The 15,192-nt window shown below is 55.6% G+C and carries 11 protein-coding genes; 4 read left to right on the top strand and 7 right to left on the bottom strand.

Features of this window, described 5'->3' with window-relative positions:
- Nucleotides 1–229: 229 nt before the first annotated feature.
- The gene (locus tag C162_RS19290; protein WP_036696657.1) at nucleotides 230–1,087 is read left to right on the top strand and encodes an AraC family transcriptional regulator; all 858 of its coding nucleotides are present in this window, start codon (nucleotides 230–232) and stop codon (nucleotides 1,085–1,087) included.
- 103 nt (nucleotides 1,088–1,190) lie between these two features.
- Here the strand turns inward: C162_RS19290 and mgrA are convergent, their stop codons facing one another.
- The 4 genes from mgrA to C162_RS19270 all read right to left on the bottom strand — a co-directional run bounded on the left by mgrA (nucleotide 1,191) and on the right by C162_RS19270 (nucleotide 4,637).
- A complete protein-coding gene (gene mgrA, locus C162_RS19285) occupies nucleotides 1,191–2,195 on the bottom strand; it encodes an L-glyceraldehyde 3-phosphate reductase (RefSeq protein ID WP_036696654.1) in 1,005 nt (334 codons plus the stop codon).
- Nucleotides 2,196–2,288: 93 nt separating this feature from the next.
- The gene (locus C162_RS19280; RefSeq protein WP_036696652.1) at nucleotides 2,289–3,029 is read right to left on the bottom strand and encodes an NAD-dependent protein deacylase; all 741 of its coding nucleotides are present in this window, start codon (nucleotides 3,027–3,029) and stop codon (nucleotides 2,289–2,291) included.
- Between the two features lie 39 nt (nucleotides 3,030–3,068).
- The gene (locus C162_RS19275; protein ID WP_036696649.1) at nucleotides 3,069–3,839 is read right to left on the bottom strand and encodes an HAD family hydrolase; all 771 of its coding nucleotides are present in this window, start codon (nucleotides 3,837–3,839) and stop codon (nucleotides 3,069–3,071) included.
- Nucleotides 3,840–3,887: 48 nt separating this feature from the next.
- Complete coding sequence (locus tag C162_RS19270) at nucleotides 3,888–4,637, bottom strand: alpha/beta hydrolase (protein ID WP_036696646.1); 750 nt, start codon at nucleotides 4,635–4,637, stop codon at nucleotides 3,888–3,890.
- Between the two features lie 210 nt (nucleotides 4,638–4,847).
- On the opposite strand from C162_RS19270, the gene C162_RS19265 reads away from it, so the two are divergent.
- Nucleotides 4,848–5,888 (top strand): acyltransferase family protein, encoded by a 1,041-nt coding sequence (locus tag C162_RS19265; protein WP_036696644.1) that lies wholly within the window; start codon nucleotides 4,848–4,850, stop codon nucleotides 5,886–5,888.
- A 260-nt stretch (nucleotides 5,889–6,148) separates the two neighbouring features.
- On the top strand, nucleotides 6,149–7,834 hold the full coding sequence (ilvD, locus tag C162_RS19260; RefSeq protein ID WP_036696641.1) for a dihydroxy-acid dehydratase: 1,686 nt from the start codon (nucleotides 6,149–6,151) through the stop codon (nucleotides 7,832–7,834).
- 352 nt (nucleotides 7,835–8,186) lie between these two features.
- On the opposite strand, the gene C162_RS19255 is transcribed toward ilvD, so the two are convergent.
- Nucleotides 8,187–9,557, bottom strand: coding sequence for a polysaccharide deacetylase family protein (locus tag C162_RS19255; protein ID WP_036696638.1), 1,371 nt, complete (start codon nucleotides 9,555–9,557; stop codon nucleotides 8,187–8,189).
- A 223-nt stretch (nucleotides 9,558–9,780) separates the two neighbouring features.
- On the opposite strand from C162_RS19255, the gene C162_RS19250 reads away from it, so the two are divergent.
- Nucleotides 9,781–11,028 carry an AI-2E family transporter gene (locus tag C162_RS19250; protein WP_076158738.1) on the top strand — a complete coding sequence of 416 codons (1,248 nt, stop codon included), beginning with the start codon at nucleotides 9,781–9,783 and terminating at the stop codon, nucleotides 11,026–11,028.
- On the opposite strand, the gene C162_RS19245 is transcribed toward C162_RS19250, so the two are convergent.
- Complete coding sequence (locus C162_RS19245; RefSeq protein ID WP_036696636.1) at nucleotides 10,977–12,794, bottom strand: peptidoglycan D,D-transpeptidase FtsI family protein; 1,818 nt, start codon at nucleotides 12,792–12,794, stop codon at nucleotides 10,977–10,979. The two genes, C162_RS19250 and C162_RS19245, sit on opposite strands and share 52 nt — an antisense overlap.
- Nucleotides 12,795–13,118: 324 nt before the next feature.
- On the bottom strand, nucleotides 13,119–15,188 hold the full coding sequence (locus C162_RS19240; protein ID WP_084648975.1) for a methyl-accepting chemotaxis protein: 2,070 nt from the start codon (nucleotides 15,186–15,188) through the stop codon (nucleotides 13,119–13,121).
- Nucleotides 15,189–15,192 lie beyond the last annotated feature (4 nt).

Raw genomic sequence — 15,192 nt, 5'->3', positions numbered from 1 at the left:
CACTCCATCCTTTCGCTGCTTGTGCTGGGACTTTGGATTATAGCTTGCGTCCTTCATGCTTACATTATAATAAAATCAGACTTGCCCTGATAATGCAATCATGTGTGCAATATATGGACAAATGTGACTTTCGTCTCTGAAGAGACTATACTCGGTAAGAAGAAAAGTGAACGGGCGCTCCCTATACACTTAGCTATGGAAGCGTTCTGATCCAGAAAGGCGGCTTGCAGTGCAACATACCTATTCAGTAGGATCAAATCCTGTATATTACGATAAGCAGCTGCTGCATGTACTCTTTGCAGGAGAGAGCCAGACGCTCCCGCTGCATCAGGCGGGTCCCAAGATCTACGATTACTATCTGCTCCATTATATTGAATCAGGCTCCGGGGTCTTCCGGACTGAGCAGCACACATACGAGCTGGGGGCCGGGGACTGCTTCCTGATCCACCCGGGCCAGCTGGTCAGCTATATTTCAGATCAGCTGGAGCCCTGGCGTTACCGCTGGGCCGCCTTCACCGGCGCTGATGCCGGGCAGCTTGCGCAGCAGGCGGGCTTCGCTCCGCTCGCCCCGGTGCTGTCTACCGCAGGCGGCAGTGTAATTCCCGGAGCGCTTGCCGGAATGATGTCCGCCTTCTATGCCAATAAGGAGAGCGCCGCTCTGACCTCTCTGGGTTACCTGTACCTCATCGCAGGAGAAGCGGCGGAGCTGCTGGTCTCCTCCTCCCGGCTGCCGGGTGCGGAATCACAGATCAAGCGGACAGTGAAGCAGATGATTCATTACATGGCTTCTCAGTATGCCCATCCGGTCTCAATTGAACAGATGTGCGGCAGTCTGGGCTATAACCGTGCTTATCTCTCCCGCATCTTCAAGCAGGAGACCGGGCTCTCTCCGGTCACTTACCTGCTGAAGCTGCGGGTGGAGAAGTCGCGCCAGCTGCTGCGTGAACGCCCCGAGCTGTCCGTAGAGCAGGTAGCGGCATCGGTCGGACTGACCGATGCCCTGTATTTCTCCCGGCAGTTCAAGCGCTTCTACCGCCAGTCCCCCACCGCTTACCGCCAGGCTACAGTGAACCCTGGAGAGAAATAGCCATATCGCCTAGAGCAACAGCCCGTCTCCTGAACAGGAAGCGGGCTGCTTGCGTTGTAATCTGTGGAAGCTGGACCTTAAGGCAACTCTTAGGTTGAGCGCCTTAGGCTTCACCCTCTGTCTTAAGGATCGTCTCGATCCGGTCCAGCTCCTCCTGCGTGAAGTCACTATGGGACAGCGCGGCGATATTCTCTTCGATCTGGCTGACCCGGCTGGCGCCGATCAGCGCCGAGGTGATCCGGCCGCCGCGCAGCGTCCAGAGCAGGGCGAACTGGGCCAGACTCTGCCCGCGCGCTACCGCCATCTGATTCAGCGCGTGGATTCTGCGCAGCACCTCCGGCGTAATCCGGCTCTCATTCAGCGCGGCCGAAGGTCCGGCTGCCCGGGAATCTCCAGGGATGCCGTTCAGATATTTATTCGTCAGCAGACCCTGCGCCAGCGGAGTAAAGGCAATACTGCCCACCCCATGCTCCTCCAGCACATCCTGAAGCCCGCCTTCAATCCAGCGGTCCAGCATGGAATACCTTGGCTGATGAATCAGCAGCGGGGTGCCCAGCTCCTTCAGAATCGCAATAGCCTGCCGGGTCTGCTCCGCTGTGTAGTTGGACAAGCCGATGTACAGTGCCTTGCCTAAGCGTACGGCATGATCCAGCGCTCCCATCGTTTCTTCCATGGGCGTGTCCGGGTCCGGGCGGTGGGAGTAGAAGATATCCACATAGTCCAGCCCCAGCCGCTTCAGGCTCTGGTCCAGACTGGACAGGATATATTTACGTGACCCCCAGTCGCCGTAAGGGCCGGGCCACATCGTATATCCCGCCTTGGTCGAGATTACCAGCTCGTCACGGTACGGCGCGAGATCCCGGGCCAGCACCTTGCCGAACAGCTCTTCCGCCGATCCGGCCGGAGGCCCGTAGTTATTCGCCAGGTCAAAGTGGGTAATCCCGAGATCAAAAGCGCGGGTAATCATCTCACGGCCGTTCTCATAAGCATCAATGCCGCCAAAATTATGCCATAGGCCGAGTGAGATGGCCGGAAGCTTGAGGCCGGACCTGCCGGTGCGGTTGTAACGCATCCCTTCATACCGTTCATCACTAGCCACATATACCATGTTAATCCCTGCCTCTCGTTTCTCTTTTGTGAATACCCTTCTTTAAACTCACGGCTTCATAAGTAATCTGGTTCTACAAAAAAAGACCGGGCGTTAGCCCAGCAGTCCCTGCACTCTACCCAGCACCTCTCCGATCCGCTCTGTAATAATCAGATCTGCATGATCGTCATACGGGGTAGGCTCGCCGTTAAGCAGTACAGTATTCTGCCCCCTGAAGTAAGTGACCAGGCTTGCAGCAGGCTGAACGGTAAGCGAGGTACCGCCGATAATCAGCAGATCCGCCGCTGCAATGGCATCCACGGCTTCAACCAGCACTTCATGATCAAGCGCTTCCTCATAGAGCACCACATCCGGCTTGATGATGCCCCCGCAGTCCTCACAGCGCGGCACAGAGCCTTCCTGCCCCAGCCATTCCTCCAGACCGTAGTAGCGCTGGCAGCCCATGCAGTGATTGCGGTGGATAGAGCCGTGCAGCTCCAGAACCCGGCGGCTGCCCGCAATCTGATGAAGGCCGTCGATATTTTGCGTAATGACCGCCTTCAGCCTGCCGCTCTCCTCCAGCTCCGCAAGCAGACGGTGGGCCCCGTTCGGCTTCGCTCCGGGATGAATCATCTTGCTGCGGTAGAAATCAAAAAAAATGTCCGGCGAGGACATAAAAAAGCTGCGGCTGAGCATCACCTCAGGCGGATAGGGAGAGTTGTGCTGTGTCTGGTACAGGCCGGCTGCCGAACGGAAGTCCGGGATGCCGCTCTCCGTCGATGTTCCGGCACCGCCGAAAAAGACGATATTATTGCTTTTTTGAATCCAGGAAGCCAGTAGCTGTAATTGTTCCATGATCTACACCTGTCCTCTCTGTACCTATTCGTCATGCATTCAGATCGTTATGCGGAGCGCCGGATAGCCGGATACCACAATGTCCGCATCCAGCAGATGGTCTGCCCCTCCGTCCGGTGAGATTCCGACCGCAAGCCGCAGGCCCGCCCCCCGGCCCAGCTGCATATCCGCATTGCTGTCACCGATAATAACCGCCTCTTCGGGCAGCAGCCCGAGCTCCCGGCAGGCCTTCTCGGCCATTTCCGGTGCAGGCTTGCCGTATTTCACCTGGTCTCGGGTAACCAACACCCCGAAGTATTCTGAAATACCAAGCCATTCCAGATGCTCGCGGGTGGTGGACAGATTGTCTGAGGTCACAACGCCAAGCTTCAGGGAAGCAGCGGCACACTGCTCCAGGAATGGCAATAATTCCGGCATAGGTACAGCCGTACGGCGGCGGCGAAGCTCATTCATGGCCTCCTTGGAGATGGCATTCACGCGCGTCACCGCTTCATTCCAGGGTACACCCGCTGTATAGAGCTGCCAGGCCAGAATCCCGGTGGATTCCTCAGCCGTTGCCATGGAAAGCGGACCGGCGGGATCATAACCGGTAATTCGTCCAGAAGCATCATGCGTCGTCCCCAGCACCGAAGCCAGATTGGCTCCCGTTACGGGCCTGCTGCCAATCAGAGTCAGCTGGCTGCCCAGCCCCTCAAGCACCAGCTCAGCCCAGCTGCCCCAGGTAGCCAGGAGATCAAGCAGCGTGCCGTCCTTATCGAACAGGATGCCGCTTACGGGAACGGAGAGTTCATTGATGTGCAATACAGGCATTCCAGCGCTCCTTCCGCATACGTTATATTACTTCAGGTATTCGTTAGTTCATTTGCTCTGGCGGAGATTCCCCAGCCAGTCCAGCATCGCCCGGACAGTCCGTGTCTGTTGTTCTTCTTCAGTAATCGTAGCGGTTCCGTCACCCTTTTGCGCGCCATAGCTGCCGAATTGGGCATGGTTACCGCCGTCAACCGACACATATACGGTATTGCCCGGCAAATAGGAACGTCCTTTGTTATAGCTCTTCTGGTCGACGACTTCATCCTGCGTACCAAGCACAGACAAGACGGACAACGTAGTGTCCTTCAGACTGCCTTTCTCATCGGGATACGAGGCCAGAAAAAAAACGCCTTCCAGTTGGCCGGCATGATCCGCAGCGAAGCGTGAAGCCATTACGCCGCCAAGCGAATGTCCGCCCAGGACGAAGGACTGCTTCGGATGCACGCGGATAATATCTTCGGCGGCATCCCCTTTGATTACAGCCAGATTAAGCGGCATTCTGGCAATGTAGAACGGGTGACCGGCTGCGGCAACTTTACGGGCCAGCGGCGCATATGCTTCCGCCTTGACCAGTGCTCCCGGATAAAAGATCACGGCGGTGCCGAGCACCACTGAGGGGTCGAACGAGATCCAATTGTCATTCTGTTCAACAGTGACTCCCCCGGCAGAGATCAGGGCGGTTTCAGCCCGTGCCTCCGGCTTATACGGGGTCAGATACCTCCATATAAACACTCCCGCCACCAGTAGAACCAACACCACTCCAATAAGCACACGGCGTCTGATTATATTCTTTTTCATTAGTGTTCACTCCCGATTCCTGCATACTGAAAATTATACGGGAATCGGTGAATTCAAACAACCTTCAAGACTTCGCCACATCTGGACCCAGACATTTCCAATGATAGGCTTGCTATTGTGATGTATTTCACAATTTATTGTCCGGAAATCATGTATTTTAAAATTAAAGTATCAACCCCCTGCAAACCTAATTTCATTGGAGGTTACGTCATGACCCGGGAAAGCCCGTTTGACACGCGCGGAGAGACTTTCTTTCTTAACCTGCGCTTCATGCTCATTGTAACTGTCTTTGTGGCCAATGCGATCGAACCCCTGATTCAAGAAATGAGCGGACTTCACACGCTTTACCAGTGGATCTTCAGTTTTCACATGCCGCTGTTTGTACTGGTGACCGGATACTTTGCCCGTTCAAGCTTACATGGAGCGCCTGGACGCAAGGTACTCCTGCAGATTGCCCTGCAATATGTTATTTTTCAGAGCCTCTACTCCCTACTTGACGCCTCCCTGTTTCATGTCAATAATATACAGCATTCGTTCTTCGCTCCTTATCTGCTGCTCTGGTTCCTGGCCAGCCACATCTGCTGGCGCCTGCTGATGCTGGGCATGAGCCGCTGGACCCGCAGCGCCCAACTGGCCTTCGCTGTTACCGCAGGGGTGGCCGTAGGTTATCTGCAACTGGTCGGGATCTGGTTCAGTATCAGCCGTACCTTTGTCTATCTGCCCTTTTTTGTGATCGGGTATCATTTCTCCTTCGGGGCTTTCGTGAAGCTGTATCAGCGGTATGTCAAAAGCATTGCCGCCGCCGCTTCGCTCCTGCTGCTCCTTGCTATCGGCCTGCTTGGCGGCGATCTCCCTATGGGCTGGCTATACGGCAGTATGACCTATATGCAGCTTGGCGCCCATGAATGGTATGCAGGTCTGTTCCGGCTGGCGGTTTATGGCCTGCAATTCATCGCCTCCCTGGCATTTTTGGGCCTGGTGCCTTACGGGTTAAGCCGCATGACCGGTCTGGGACGCCGCACTCTCTATGTTTTTCTGCTACATGGCTTTGTGGTCCGCACGGCGGTGATTTCCGGCTTGTATGCCTATATCGGCAACCCCGCCGGAGCAGCTCTGCTGCTCGCCGGTGCAGTAGGATGTACGGTTCTGCTCGCCCAGCCTGCGGTCAGACGTCTGTTGAACCCGCTCGTGGAGCCGTCCGTAGACTGGATGATCTCCCTGCAGCGTGCCGCCATCCGGCGCTCTCTATAAGAATGAAGCTGCTACGCTATATCAATTTGCCGAAGTCTATCCTATACGAAATAGGCTTCTTTCTGTATATTAGCCCAGACTTTACATGCGTGACCCGCCGACAAACTTCACATTGTCCGGTAGAAAAAAGAGCTTTTTTGTGATAGACTCTCTATTAACGTTCGTAACCAATCACCGCAGGCTACGTATATTTCGGGATTGCAATGCGTTAATGCGGCACTATATTCGCTTCACCAATACCGTTAGGGGGAAAAGTCATCATGGCAAACAAGAAAATGCGATCAGATATGATCAAAAAAGGCTTCGACCGCGCTCCTCACCGCAGCCTTCTGCGGGCAGCAGGCGTTAAAGAAGAGGATTTCGGCAAACCGTTCATCGCGGTCTGCAATTCCTATATCGATATTGTTCCGGGTCACGTGCATCTGCAGGAATTCGGCAAAATCGTGAAGGAAGCCATCCGTGAAGCCGGCGGGGTTCCGTTTGAATTCAATACAATCGGCGTAGATGACGGTATTGCCATGGGTCATATCGGTATGCGTTATTCGCTGCCAAGCCGCGAGATCATTGCCGACTCTCTGGAAACGGTAGTATCCGCGCACTGGTTCGACGGTATGGTGTGCATTCCCAACTGTGATAAAATCACCCCGGGCATGATGATGGGCGCGCTGCGCGTCAATATCCCGACGATCTTCGTCAGCGGCGGGCCGATGAAGGCCGGCGTAGACAGCAAAGGCAAGAAGCTCTCCCTCACTTCCGTATTTGAAGGCGTTGGCGCCCATCAGGTCGGCAAGATCAATGACGCTGAGCTGCTTGAACTGGAACAATTCGGCTGTCCTACCTGCGGATCATGCTCCGGTATGTTCACTGCCAACTCCATGAACTGTCTGGCCGAAGCTATGGGCCTTGCGCTTCCGGGCAACGGCACGATCCTGGCCGTAGCCGAAGAACGCAGAGACTTCGTCCGCAAATCAGCAACCCAGCTCATGGAGCTGATCAAGCTGGACCTGAAGCCGCGTGATATCGTAACCCAGGAATCGCTGGACAATGCCTTCGCACTCGATATGGCTATGGGCGGTTCGACCAATACAGTGCTGCATACCCTGGCACTGGCTCAGGAAGCCGAAATCGATTATCCGCTGGAACGCATCAACGAAGTAGCCAACCGGGTTCCTTACCTGGCCAAGCTGGCTCCGGCCTCCGATATCTTCATCGAAGATGTGGACCGGGCGGGCGGCGTAAGCGCCGTGCTGAACGAATTACTGAAGAAGCCAGGTGCAATCTTTGGTGATTGCATGACGGTTACCGGCAAGACATTGGCCGAGAATGTAACCGGTCATGAGATCCAGGATACCTCTGTTATTCATACCATCGACAACCCCTATTCCCAGGTAGGCGGACTGGCTGTACTCTATGGTAACCTGGCGCCGGAAGGCTCCATCATCAAAGTCGGTGCCGTGGATGCTTCTGTTGGCGGCTATCATAAAGGACCTGCCATCTGCTTCGACTCCCAGGAGCAGGCACTGGAAGGCATCGCGAACGGCAAGGTCAAAGAAGGCCATGTAGTCGTTATCCGTTATGAAGGTCCGAAGGGCGGTCCGGGCATGCCGGAAATGCTGGCTCCGACTTCGCAGATCGTCGGCATGGGTCTTGGCGCCAAGGTCGGCCTGATCACGGACGGACGCTTCTCAGGTGCCTCCCGCGGAATCAGCATCGGCCACATCTCGCCGGAAGCGGCTGAGGGCGGCCCGATCGCTTTTGTAGAGGATGGCGACATCATCGAGCTGGACCTCAATAACCGCAAGATCGAGCTGCTGGTTGACGAGGAAGTGCTGGCGGTCCGCCGCCAGGGCTGGAAAGAATTCGAGCCGAAGGTGAAGACTGGTTATCTGGCCCGTTACTCCAAGCTGGTTACCAATGCAAGCAAAGGCGGCGTGCTGAAGATCTAATCGTTAGAGCCGCAGTTTCAGCCCGGGGCCTAAGCGGGAGAGATAAGTAATGAGGATAACAGCAGTTCCAATCGCGAATGCGGCCGGGACTGCTGTTTTTTGTTGCAGGAATTACAACCTTGGGCGCAAGTGGACCAGGTATCTGGAGGAATTGTTGTATGAACTACATCAATGATCACGCTAAGAAGTGAATTGGTAGAGGAATACTGTCTTTTGTGCAACAATTGCGCGTTGTTGCCCCTTTGAGGAGTAAAATGTTGCATAATGTGCAGGAACTAAAAAACCGCCAGCCCATATAGGCCAGCGGAGATCTGTAATCAATATAAGTGCTGTATACTGCTTATGCTCGTCTTCAATGAACTGCCGTTGCTCCAGGCAGCTCAGCTTCAAGCGTCAGCTCCTCTTCGTGTACCCGCTCCACCGGCTTCTGCGGCCGCCGCTGGTTCATCTGGTTCAGCAGCTGCGACACCGGCATCAGCATCATCTTGGGCACCAGCACCTCACTGCGCACCTTGAGCCTTGCCCCGCCTGAGGGGTGGATGACGCTCAGCAGAACACTGAGATAGAATTTGGTTGAGCGGGCGAACAGGCCGCTGGGCAGGTCTACCACCATGAAGCCGAATTTCTCCGGCCCGCGGTTGATCATGCTCACGCCGTAGAGCGCCTTGGCCTCGGCCAGCTCGAGTTCACCGGCAATATGCCCTGCAAGCAGCGGCAGATCCTTCTCCATCCGGCGGATCATGCGGATCGCCAGCTGTGCCGGAGAACGGGAATGAACCCCCAGCTCGAATAGCTGCCTGTTGTCGATATGCAGCTCAATGACCTTGTCGCCTTTACTCAAGGTCTCGCCGTTGTCCATCATCACCGTATTACCCTGATATTTGCGAAGACGGTAATGAAGGAACGGATCTGCAGGCGTGATCGTCTTGAGCTGGAACATTAGCTGGAACAACTTCTCCCACGCCAGCCACAATCCGACAAGCAGCCGCTTGCCGAAGGACAAATGCGTGATCGGAGAGCGCTGCACCGCCTTGATCATCTCGTCAATCCGGACGCTGCTCAGTCCGCGACGCTCGGCTTCGGCGAGCATCCGCTCCAGCGCAATCAGCATATGCTCCGGTGCATTCGGATCGGCGCCCATCGTCGTCCCGCAGTCATGCAGCAGCAGCACCTCACCCGGACCGAGCTTCGCAATGAGCTTCTCGGTCAGCTTTTCCGCTCCAAGCTTCTCCTTCCAGTCGCCGAACATCGCCGACCACAATACAATCTGCACCTGACGGCGCTTGGAGAAGTCGAACAGGTTCACGATCCCCCAAGGAGGACGGTAATAGGTGCTGCGCTCGCCGGTAATGGAGAAGATGATCTCGTCTGTCTGGTCAATCTGCTTCCTCACCGTGGCGGGACGCATGAGCCAGTTCGTCTTGTGCACATAATTATGAATTCCGATCAAATGCCCTTCGTCATGCATTCGCTTGATGATCTCGGGATGCTGCTCCGCGTGGGAGCCAACGACAAAGAATGTCGCCTTCGCATCGTAGCGTTTAAGCAGATCGAGCAGCAGAGGTGTGTAATGCGGGTCAGGCCCGTCATCAAAGGTTAGACCATAATCCGTACGCCCAATCCCTTTGCGGAAGACACGATATCCAAATAAACGGCTGATCATTCCGGGAATAAAAGCATAAAAAGTAGAGATATAAAATAGCCAGAGCAGCAAAGTCTGCATGTACAATCACCGCTTTTCCAGAGTTGACTTTGGCTCGCCCTACGTCTGATAGGAGATAGATGTGATACGGCCAAGTAGAGTAAGTAGAAGCGACAGCTTTAAAAAACATCACCTCCTAGTTTAACACAGCTGTCAAAGAAATAGACGTTTTTTATTAAAATCGTGTACAATGAGTTGAAGTGCCGGTTACAAATTTTTCTTCACAAAGGGGTCGTTTAAATCTATGCTGCCGCTGTACAAAAAATATTGGCGCACCTTTTTCGACATTGGACTGCTTGTTCTAACTGTATATTTAGTGATGCTCGGCTTCAGCAAATTGTACCAGCTGGCTGCGCCGGTGTTCCTGTCGTTTTTTGTGTTTCTGCTGATTGAACCGCTGGCCCGCTTCCTGAACCGCAAGGGTATGGCTAAGCCCTTCGCCTCCGCGATCTCTGTAGTCCTCTTCCTGGTCATCCTGCTGGGCGTACTATTCGGTGCCGGACTGCTGATTACGACCCAGGCGATCCACCTCCAGAATAATCTGCCCAAATATACATACGTGGTCCAGCAGCATTTCACAGAGACTACGACCTATCTTCAGCACAAAATCGATTCGCTTCCATCCGATGTGACGGATAAGCTGAACGGTTATTTCACAGATGCCACCAATATTCTCTCGAAGTGGATGGTCGCCTTCTTCAAATATATGGTCGGAGTGCTTGGCTCTTTCTCTTCCTTTATGGCTAATTTCGGGATTGCGATTATTCTCGCCTTTTTCCTCAGTATGGAGATCAAGGACTGGCGCAGAATTGCTCACGAGAAGCTGCCGAAGACGTTCAAGACAGCCTACGCCTTCCTGCAAGGGAATGTGTTCAAGGCGATCGGTTCTTATATCAAAGCACAGATGATCCTGATCAGCATCACCTTCGTCATCATTCTGGCTGGTCTGCTGATTCTCCAGACGGGCAATGTGCTCACCATAGCGCTGGTCTGCGCCGTGGTCGATCTGCTGCCGCTGCTCGGGGTACCTGCGGTGCTGATCCCTTGGATCATCTACCTGTTCATTGTCGGCAATACGTCACTGGCCATCGGGCTCATCGTTCTGCTCGCGGTGGTAATGGTAGTAAGACAGCTGCTGGAGCCCAAAATCACAGGGAATTCGATTGGTGTCTCCTCGGCCTTCCTGATGCTCTCCTTCGTGATTCTGTCCTCCTCCCTGTTCGGCATAGCAGGACTCATTCTGTCGCCGATTCTGCTGATTCTGCTCAAGGAGCTGCTCCAGCAGGGATATCTCCAGCAGTGGATCTATCTGCCGCAGGAGGAGTTCGTCGTCTCGCCCTTCGCGGCCTCGGGGACACCTACGGCAGGCGCTCCCGTAAGCAGCGGAGACGGTCCGGCCGGGAATGCCGGGTCTAATGCAGAGCCTGCCGGTCCAGGCCCTCAGGCGCCGGTTGATCTGCCTTCCAGACCCGACAACAGGTCGAACACCTGACCGAATAGGCGGGTGGCAGCCTGCGGACTGTCTGGAGCCACATTCTCTATCGCCACAGACACCGCATATTTCGGCTGGTCCACCGGACCATAGCCGATGAACCATTGGTTATTGCGCGGTGTGCCATGTACCAGCGTCTGAGCCGTGCCTGATTTGCCGGCGAGCGGCCAAGCGGAAGGCTTCAGCATGCGGCCTGTGCCCTCTGTGACTACGCTGCGCATCATGCCCAGCAGCACTCGGGCAGTGGCCGGAGAGATCCGGCCCTCCGGCGCAGGCGCCAGATGTCCCGGAAGCTCCTTAAGCGTCTGTCCATTAGCAAATGCAACCCGCTCCAGAATTCGCGGCGCTCTCACCTCGCCGCCATGCAGCAGTGTGACGACCAGATTCGCCGCCTGCAGCGGAGTGATCCGGACATCGCGCTGGCCGATCGCCGTCTGGACTCTCGCCCCGCCGTCATCCGGCAAGAGCGTGGTGAAGATGGTTCCAGGCTGCTCCCCGGCCAGCGGCCGGAGCAATGGCAGACCGAGCGTATTCTCCGCCTGCCACCCGATGCTCCGGCCCAGTCCCAGGGCAAGCGCAGTAGCTTGGAGCTTCACACCGCTCAACCGCTCGGCCAGCGTAGCAAATACAGTATTACAGGACACGGCGAACCCTTGCTTAAGCGAGAGGGCGCCGTGTCCTTTGCCGTGCGGACAGGACAATCCGTATTTCGCATACGCTCCTGCACAGAAGAAGGGCTCCTCCGGTGTGGTCAGCCCGGCTTCAAGCGCCGCAGCGGCCGTAACTATTTTGAAGATGGAGCCTGGGGCTGCCGCTTGAAGAGCACGGTTGTTCCATTCTCCGCCGTGCGGTGAGACCTGCTGCGGATTGTAGAACGGTAAGGAGACCATCGCTGCGATATCACCGCTCCGGCTGTCCATGACCACAATCGCCCCTTCCTTCACCCCTGCTTCCGCCGCCAGCTTCTCAATACTCTCCTGAAGCTTCAGATCAATTGTGGTATATAAAGACAGCGGATAATAGGGGTTGCCCGGCGCTTTGACTGTGATCGGGCTGCCCGGAACCCGTTTGCCGCGTGCATCAACCTGGGCAACGGCCTCCGTGTGCCCCACCCCCTGAAGCAGCGGCTCTAGCGTCTTCTCCAGCCCGTCTGTGCCGGTTCTTGGAATTCTCAGTCCTGTGGGGGATTGGGTGATAGCTTCCCCCGAAGCTTCAGACAGATAACCGAGCCACTGGCGGCCGGAGGCAGCCCCGTTATATCTGCGGGCAAAAGGCAGCGCCTTGACGCCTTCGATCGCAAGCGCCTCTACTTCTCTAGCCTGCGGCAGAGTCAGGGCCAGCGGACCGGTGCCTTGGCCGGAAGGCCAGAGCAGCGGCTCCTTCAGCCCTAGCCGTCTTGCTTGCAGCTGACTGTAGCTGACGCCAAGAATCTCCGCCAGCCGGTGAAGCTGCTGGTCATCGTTATATTCACCGGCACCATGATGCCGGTGAAGCTCCTCCTCCGGCGGGAACAGCGCAGCCGTCCAGACCGTCTCTCCGGCCAGCGCTTCCCCGTTCTTCGCATACAGCCGCCCTCTTCCGCTATCCAGCACGGTTTCCCGCTCACTTTGCAGCTCTGCCATCTGAGCTACTGTGTAGCGGGTGCCGCTTACTACGCTGTCCTTCAACAGCAGCTGTACCCAGGCCAGCCTGATCATCAGGCCCGCCAGCAGCATGCACAGGATCAGGCAACCCCAAAATATACGTTTATGAATCAGCTTGTGCAATTGCTATTCCTCCATCAAGTGGGCTGCAGAACCATGGCTAATATTATACCCACCTCATGAAGCAAAATAACCCTAGCGGGTGAACGATGCTGATGCCTCATACCACGTACTGGCAGCGCTTCACGTTTCTTCGTCTGCTTTCATCCTGGCGGGCGTCAGCGTTAACCAGGGGGAGCGTGGATATCACACGCCCCGCACCTGTCCAATGTGATCGATTTTTCGATTACATTGGGTCCGCGCACTCCCGACCCGCCCAATATGTTCGTTTTTTCGCATACAAAAAAACCGCCCTCCATGTAGAAAGGCGGTTTAAATAAGTTAGGCTCACACGTTGAACTTGGATAATCGCTCCCGCAGTCTGGAGGAAGCATTCTCCAGCTTACTGGAGAGGGTAACCAGATACTCGCTTACATTCTCCTGTTCACCGGTCAGGGAGGCTACCTCTTCAGAGGCGGCCGAGGATTCTTCGGCGAAGGAGCTGACATTGCCTATAGTCTCTGACAAGACTTGCTGCGAGTGGTTCAGGCCATCAATCGAAGAAGTTACCGAATCCAGCCTGGTGATCAGCTGATGCATCTGCCCCTGTACACTAATGAAGATCTCACTGGTGTTCTGAACATAGTCCATCTGCTCCCCGAACAGCGGCGCAACCCCGGATAAGGCGTCTACCGTCTCATGCATATCCCGCATGATCCGGTCCGTAATCTCGCCCACAACGGCAATGGAACGCTTGGACTGCTCCGCCAGCTGGCGGATTTCATCGGCGACCACCGTGAAGCCCTTGCCCGCTTCGCCTGCCCGCGCCGCTTCAATAGTAGCGTTCAGCGACAGAATATTGGTCTGCTGGGTGATGCTCTGCATGACCTCCAGCACCTGAATGACCGATGAGGCGGTATCCTTAAGTTCATTCACCTTAAGAACCAGCTTGCCTGTCCTGTCGCCAGTCTCTTGTGTTCTGCCCAGCAGCTCCTGCAGCTTGATTACCCCTTCTGCACTGGCTTGCTCCACGCTGTGCGCGGTTCCGCCAATCTCATGTGCCACTGCAATGACGGCTTCCATCTGCTCCGAGATCTGAGCAGTCATCTCATTCCCCCGGTCCGCTTCCAGCGAGAGACTGCCTGCACCTCCGGCAATCTCTTCCGTGGCTGCGGCAATATCCTTCGCTGCCACCGCTGTGTCCCGGGAGGCGTTGCCAAGGGCTTCCGCTGCTTCCGTAACTTCACGCGCGGTCTCATTGGTGTGGACGACCAGCTCTGTAATCTGCTCCATCATCAGGTTGAAGGAGCCGGACAGCTGGCCTATCTCATCACGGGTGACGACATCAGTGCGTACGCGCAGATCCCCGTCTGCCCCCTTGACCATCAGATCCCGCAGCCGTGACAGCGGACGCGAGACCATCCGTACCATCCAGAGTCCAATCAGCACGGCAACAGCGGCAGCGGCTGCCACTGCTATGTAGGTCGTGTTAAGAATACGTTCCGCATCCTTGGTCAGATTGCCGGAAGGCACCACACCAAGCAGTCTCCAGCCGGAGGTATGCAGCGTGCCGTAGACGGCAAGTATGGATTTGCCCTTCTCATCCTTGGTCGGCAGAGAGCCGGAGGTATCACTTAAGCCCTTGAACAGAGTGCCGCCCAGGCGCAGATAGGTGTCCGTCTCCTCTTGCTGGGAAGAGGCGATCAGCTCATCTGTGGCCGTCAGCAGCTGGATATAGGAACCCGGACCCAGATCAACCATTTTCAGCTGGCTGTCAAGCTCTGTAGTCTTAATATCGCAGACTGCCAGATAACCGGAGTGACCCGCTTCCGCCGCTACAGACTTAGCGAAACGCACCACTCCTGCGGCCTCTCCCTGCTTCAACGCTTCGGTAATCCACTGGCTCTGCGGCTTCTCCTGCAACTGCTTGTACCATGCTGCATCACGGATCGCCGCCAGGAAATCATTATCCACTTCACCAGCTCCGGCCGCGGGCAAGACTTCATTCAGCGGAACCAGATACACTGCCTGCACCCCGGGTACAGCCGTGAGCCATTGATTGAGCTCCCCGTTAATCGTCTTGGACAGCTCTGTGCGCTTCGCTGAATCTGAGGCAGCAAGACCTTCCAAGGCAATTGCCTGTTGAATATCATCATTGTAGAACAGCTGACCCAGATTATCTTCATAGCGCAGCAGGATCACATCCAGCTTCTCTGCCGCCTGCTCCACGGTCTGCTGATTAGCGGACAATGCATTGTTCTCAATCGTATGTCTGGCCACAGAGTAAGAAATATACCCCAGAGACAGCACAATTCCCATCGTCGCGATGAAAAACACCAGAAAGAGCCGCATCCCCAGCGACTTGGAGGGATGCAGCCGAGTAAGAATAGATGTACTGCGAACTGTTGACTTGCTCAAAAAA

Origin of the sequence: Paenibacillus sp. FSL R7-269 (assembly GCF_000517865.1) — a bacterium.
Classification (GTDB): Bacteria; Bacillota; Bacilli; order Paenibacillales; family Paenibacillaceae; genus Paenibacillus_AQ.
Note: the sequence above shows the minus strand (reverse complement) of the source record. Positions and strands in the feature narration are given on the sequence as shown.

Bases quoted from the DNA above. Each gene is read 5' to 3' on its own strand.
- C162_RS19255 (WP_036696638.1), bottom strand. From the start codon at position 9,557: ATGCAGACTTTGCTGCTCTGGCTATTTTATATCTCTACTTTTTATGCT.
- C162_RS19270 (WP_036696646.1), bottom strand. From the start codon at position 4,637: ATGAAAAAGAATATAATCAGACGCCGTGTGCTTATTGGAGTGGTGTTG.
- C162_RS19250 (WP_076158738.1), top strand. From the start codon at position 9,781: ATGCTGCCGCTGTACAAAAAATATTGGCGCACCTTTTTCGACATTGGA.
- ilvD (WP_036696641.1), top strand. From the start codon at position 6,149: ATGGCAAACAAGAAAATGCGATCAGATATGATCAAAAAAGGCTTCGAC.
- C162_RS19280 (WP_036696652.1), bottom strand. From the start codon at position 3,029: ATGGAACAATTACAGCTACTGGCTTCCTGGATTCAAAAAAGCAATAAT.
- mgrA (WP_036696654.1), bottom strand. From the start codon at position 2,195: ATGGTATATGTGGCTAGTGATGAACGGTATGAAGGGATGCGTTACAAC.
- C162_RS19275 (WP_036696649.1), bottom strand. From the start codon at position 3,839: ATGCCTGTATTGCACATCAATGAACTCTCCGTTCCCGTAAGCGGCATC.
- C162_RS19265 (WP_036696644.1), top strand. From the start codon at position 4,848: ATGACCCGGGAAAGCCCGTTTGACACGCGCGGAGAGACTTTCTTTCTT.